Raw genomic sequence first — 4,393 nt, forward strand, 5'->3', positions numbered from 1 at the left:
TTTAATTGTAATAAATTTCAACTCGACAAAATGGGTATGATGTTAATTTGTTTTCAACAATAAATTTTTCCGCTTCTTCCAGTGTATTGAAGAAATAGGAGACTTTGATATTCTCGGTTTGCTCTTCTTCGTACTTCCCAGCTAATACACAAAATTCTTTGTTCATATCACCCCCTCGCTGTTACTGTTGTTGATTGACGATAACCCGCCCGGTAGAGAGAGACTCTGGGGAGGCAGGTGTTGTTAATATTGTCTGGTTCTATTTCTACAGAATCTTTAACTTGCGTGATAAAACTGGCTATTACATTAATGCTGTCGTTGGCTGGTTTGCGCTGGATGGTTAATACCTTGCGCGGTTCGGTCTCCAATCCAAAAGCCTGATCAATGATATTTTCAAGCGCTTTTATTTCAGACTGGCGAATGTGTTCTTCTAAACGGCGGCGAGTCATTAAATTGCCGCGTTCCAGATGGCGGCGCATTTTGGAACTGAGGCGGCCACCTGTAGGCAAAATAGTGATATTTTCCATTTTGTTACCCTCGATAGTAAGTTTTGGTGGTGTGTTAGTAGGGATCTATCCAGCCTCAAACTGTCTTGTGAGTCTTGCTTGCATCCGTTGGCCTTTCTGCCGTTCAGACTTGCACCGGCTGCCATTGGCTTTGCTTGCATCTCGTTCAGATATTTCTAACCACACCCCGAAACTCACTTTGGGTAGGGACTCTCCACAAGGGCGGAGCATTCATTGTAGGTACTGCTTTAACTTGATTCTTTTGGTACTTATCGAATCATCCAGTTCTTCATATGCCACTGGCGGCTACTTCGTGGGCGTCCTGCCTGTTCGATGGTTAAAATATACAGATAAAACTGTAATTACGCAACAGATAAAACTGTATTTGATTTTATGTAATTTGTACTTTCTTGTATTTGAAAGAATTTTAGGCAATAAAAAACCCGCCGTAGCGGGTTTGTGTTGAGTGAGATTTATCGTTTTCTACGGTAAATGCGATGTTCAACCATAGTGCCGATAACGATGAGTTGTAGTCTGTGACTATCCAAAATGGGATAGTCGCTATTTAATGGGACTAATTCAAAATGCTGTATGCCATCATTGTCAATGATTGTTGGCCTAAATTTTTTAAATGTAGCCTTGTATTCACAATTTGTTGCAACTACAAATTCGCCTGGATTAGGAGCAAGCTCAGGATCTATCACAACGATATCTCCAGCTTTGAACTCAGGCTCCATTGAGTCACCATCAATGCGCAGCGCAAAGGCGCTAACCGACCAATTCATATCGGTCATGACATACTCTAACGAGCCGTCACAGTCGCTGATAGGGATGTTTCTAGCCAAGTTTCCTGCCTGAACATAACTGATTAACGGAATCTTACGAACATTTATATCGTTCAATGGTTGGAAGTTATCACCGGTCATTAGCCACCCTGCGTCACATTTTAATGCGGTTGCAATACCTACAATGTTGCGGGGTTTAGTGGTCTTTCCATCCTCAATACTAGCCCACGATTGTTGGCGTATACCAGCAATCGACGCTGCTTCCGTTTGTGTTAACCCTAGTTCAGCCCTGCGGATCTTTACTCTGTTTGCCAGACTCATAGCTATTCCCCGTTCTAAAACAGAATTTTCACAGTTAAAACTGTATTTGACAAACAGGATTATCTGTTATTTAATACAGATAAAACTGTAAAGAGGAGATTAGTGAGAATGGAAACAATATCTCAGAGGCTAAAAGCGCGTAGATATGAGTTAAACATGACTCAAACGCAATTAGCACAATTGGCCGGAATGAAGCAACAATCAATTCAACGAATTGAGTCGGGACTAACCCAGAGACCAAAATTCATTTTGGAATTATCTCGGGCGCTCAATTGCAATCCTGAATGGCTTCAATACGGCAAATAATCAACCCCGCACTTCACAATGAATGCCCCGCCCGTGTGGGGAGTCCCTATCAATCAACCCCTTGTTGGTAGGCTAAATCAACTGAACCTCTTAAAAAGAGACAGTTAAAGCTGACCCGAAATTATCAGGGTAGCCTGATCTCCTATTTAAATCACCATCATCTATCTCAGGATAGACGATATCTATCGTTTATTTATTAAACAAAACTTAACTATAGGAACTGTAGCAGATGGAAGTCGCAAAAACCCGCAATACTCGCGTTACGTGTAGCGCCAGATCTCTGGAGGGCTGGTTTCTCAAAGAATCTATGGAGTTTGGAAATAATGATCTGGCACGTGAAATGGGGATTCATCCCTCGGCATTGAGTCGGGATAAGAACCGGATAGCACGGCTAGCTAGTTTAATGATTGTGAAGTTGGGATTGCCAGAGGGAAGCGTAGCAGCGCCGGGATGTGAGGCCAACATTGTTCTGACAGGTATTGAGGCCAGCCAATTGTTATCAGCACTGGATAACCTCAGATACCCAAAAAGAAAAACCCCAGTTGCGTCAACAACTGAGGCTTCTGAAATGCAACTTGAGATGGGAATTTAGCGGTTCCCGAACACCATTTCAACGAGGTTAATTATACATGAAAACGAAATTTAATCACAGCGCAGTGCATAAAAATCTCACGCGCGAACGGGAGGCTCGTTTAGTCACCGAACAGGGATGTGAAAAACTGCGTGATGCTCTGGAGGATGCCAAATTGCGGCTGGAGCATCGCGAGGAACTGACCGGAGGGAAACGCCATGAGTAACGTTGCATACGCTGATTTTGGAGCTAAAAACAGACAAGAGAGGCCGACGGTGGCGAATCTGGAAGATGGGTTCACCATGCTGGCGAATGAGCTTTATGATGCCCTCATTGGTGCTGACTTAACCCGCAATCAAGCAAAAGTGGCTCACGCTGTTTGTCGGAAAACATACGGATTCAAAAAGAAAGTTGACCGCATTACCGATTCGCAAATAGCCGGGCTTTGTAAGATATCCAGAGAGAAAGTGAATATAGCAAAAAATGAACTTATCTCTATGAAAGTACTGATTAAGGACGGTAAAAAGATTGGGCCAAATAAGAACATTTATGAATGGGAAATACCAGAGTGTGACCGAATAGGTAACATTGTTACCAAGACGGTAACAAAAAGTGTTACCGAATCGATAACAGAAGATGTTACCAACTTGGACACACACAAAAGAAATACTTTAAAGAAAAAAGAAAATAAAGATAAAAACATATTGCCCGAACAAGTTCAGGCTGAATGTAATCCCCCCCCTCATGAGCCAGCAAAAAAAGACCAAATCCAATCGGCCTTTGAAACTATTTTCTGGCTGGCAGGAATGCGAAAGGTGGGTAAACCAAAAGCACTGTCCTCGTTTAAGTCTCAGTTCAAAGCGTGGCGGAAAGAAACCGGAGGAACGCCGGAGCAGTTTGCAGAATTTCTAGCGGCAGATATCCGGTTACGTTTACAGGCGAAGATATTCGGATTTGAGAATCTACACCCGACAACCTACCTCAACGGACAACGCTGGACAGACGAGAAACCGGTCACCAATACACCCACTCAATCAACTACAGGCCAATCAGGGATTACGGTCAGTGAGTCTGGTTTAGTTTTTCTGGATTAACCATAAATTTGAGGAGGCATGATGACAATCACTGAACTGTCTGATCGTCTGTGGTCTGACGTTGAAAGGGTGGCTAAGTACTTACTGCCGAACGGCAAGCGAGAAAGTCATGAATGGGTTGCTGGGTCAGTGGATGGCGAGACCGGAAAGAGCCTGAAAGTGAATCTGGCAGGGAAAAGAGTCTGGTCAGACTTTGCGGAAGGGACTGGCGGTGACTTGCTGGATTTGTGGGTTCAGGTGAGGGATTGCAGCCTCCACCAAGCCATGACGGAAGCCAAACAATTTTTAGGCATTACCGATGATGATCATAACTTCGAGGCTAAGCGCCAGAAGAAATTTAGCCGACCGAAGAATGAGTCACTGAAAAAGAATATCCGTAAAACAGTGAGTTGTTACACCTATCTGGAAAGTCGCGGGATCAGTCAGGCAATCGCCGAAGATTTTAAGGTGTGTGATGCTGTTGTCTGGTCACACGATGAGAACCGAGAACTGCCAGCCATTGCCTTCCCCTATAAGCGAGATGGCGAGTTGTTGCAGGTAAAGCGGATCAGTACTGAGCGCCCGAACGGGAAAAAGGTTATTTCGGTTGAGGCAGACTGTGAGCCGTGCTTGTTCGGATGGGACGTACTGCCAAAAAATGCCAGAGCGGTGATTATCTGTGAGGGTGAAATCGACTGCATGAGTTATTACCAGTATGGATTAAGCGCTCTGTCTGTCCCATTTGGCGGCGGTAAGGGAGCAAAACAGCAATGGATTGAGTTTGAGTATCACAATCTGGATCGCTTCACTGAAATCTGGTTATCACTGGAC

Annotated in this window: 8 protein-coding genes; 5 read left to right on the plus strand and 3 right to left on the minus strand. The window is 44.1% G+C overall.

What is annotated here, in order from left to right; all coding sequences use genetic code 11:
* Window position 1: 1 nt before the first annotated feature.
* The 3 genes from PSI22_RS20710 to PSI22_RS20720 form a co-directional block, all read right to left on the minus strand.
* Entirely contained in the window at window positions 2-166 is a 165-nt protein-coding gene (locus PSI22_RS20710; protein ID WP_273581367.1) for a hypothetical protein, read from the minus strand.
* A gap of 1 nt (window position 167) precedes the next feature.
* The gene (locus PSI22_RS20715; RefSeq protein ID WP_273581380.1) at window positions 168-527 is read right to left on the minus strand and encodes a transcriptional antitermination N peptide; all 360 of its coding nucleotides are present in this window, start codon (window positions 525-527) and stop codon (window positions 168-170) included.
* A gap of 452 nt (window positions 528-979) precedes the next feature.
* Window positions 980-1,612 (minus strand): LexA family protein, encoded by a 633-nt coding sequence (locus tag PSI22_RS20720; RefSeq protein WP_273581381.1) that lies wholly within the window; start codon window positions 1,610-1,612, stop codon window positions 980-982.
* Window positions 1,613-1,720: 108 nt separating this feature from the next.
* Between PSI22_RS20720 and PSI22_RS20725 the strand changes: the two genes are divergently transcribed.
* The 5 genes from PSI22_RS20725 to PSI22_RS20745 all read left to right on the plus strand — a co-directional run.
* Window positions 1,721-1,918, plus strand: coding sequence for a helix-turn-helix domain-containing protein (locus PSI22_RS20725; protein ID WP_273581382.1), 198 nt, complete (start codon window positions 1,721-1,723; stop codon window positions 1,916-1,918).
* Window positions 1,919-2,147: 229 nt separating this feature from the next.
* Window positions 2,148-2,510, plus strand: coding sequence for a hypothetical protein (locus PSI22_RS20730; protein WP_273581383.1), 363 nt, complete (start codon window positions 2,148-2,150; stop codon window positions 2,508-2,510).
* A gap of 37 nt (window positions 2,511-2,547) precedes the next feature.
* Entirely contained in the window at window positions 2,548-2,715 is a 168-nt protein-coding gene (locus tag PSI22_RS20735; RefSeq protein WP_196245623.1) for a hypothetical protein, read from the plus strand.
* Window positions 2,708-3,583, plus strand: coding sequence for a replication protein (locus PSI22_RS20740; protein ID WP_273581384.1), 876 nt, complete (start codon window positions 2,708-2,710; stop codon window positions 3,581-3,583). Before PSI22_RS20735 ends, PSI22_RS20740 begins: the two co-directional genes overlap by 8 nt.
* Before the next feature lie 21 nt (window positions 3,584-3,604).
* A partial coding sequence (locus PSI22_RS20745) for a toprim domain-containing protein (RefSeq protein WP_503016482.1) occupies window positions 3,605-4,393 on the plus strand: 789 nt, incomplete at its 3' end.

The sequence above is a fragment of the Xenorhabdus aichiensis genome, assembly GCF_028598775.1.
Lineage (GTDB): Bacteria > Pseudomonadota > Gammaproteobacteria > Enterobacterales > Enterobacteriaceae > Xenorhabdus > Xenorhabdus bovienii.

What these genes read in the sequence shown, in the direction of transcription:
- PSI22_RS20710 (WP_273581367.1), bottom strand. Translation starts at nt 166, where the DNA reads ATGAACAAAGAATTTTGTGTATTAGCTGGGAAGTACGAAGAAGAGCAA.
- PSI22_RS20715 (WP_273581380.1), bottom strand. Translation starts at nt 527, where the DNA reads ATGGAAAATATCACTATTTTGCCTACAGGTGGCCGCCTCAGTTCCAAA.
- PSI22_RS20720 (WP_273581381.1), bottom strand. Translation starts at nt 1,612, where the DNA reads ATGAGTCTGGCAAACAGAGTAAAGATCCGCAGGGCTGAACTAGGGTTA.
- PSI22_RS20725 (WP_273581382.1), top strand. Translation starts at nt 1,721, where the DNA reads ATGGAAACAATATCTCAGAGGCTAAAAGCGCGTAGATATGAGTTAAAC.
- PSI22_RS20730 (WP_273581383.1), top strand. Translation starts at nt 2,148, where the DNA reads ATGGAAGTCGCAAAAACCCGCAATACTCGCGTTACGTGTAGCGCCAGA.
- PSI22_RS20735 (WP_196245623.1), top strand. Translation starts at nt 2,548, where the DNA reads ATGAAAACGAAATTTAATCACAGCGCAGTGCATAAAAATCTCACGCGC.
- PSI22_RS20740 (WP_273581384.1), top strand. Translation starts at nt 2,708, where the DNA reads ATGAGTAACGTTGCATACGCTGATTTTGGAGCTAAAAACAGACAAGAG.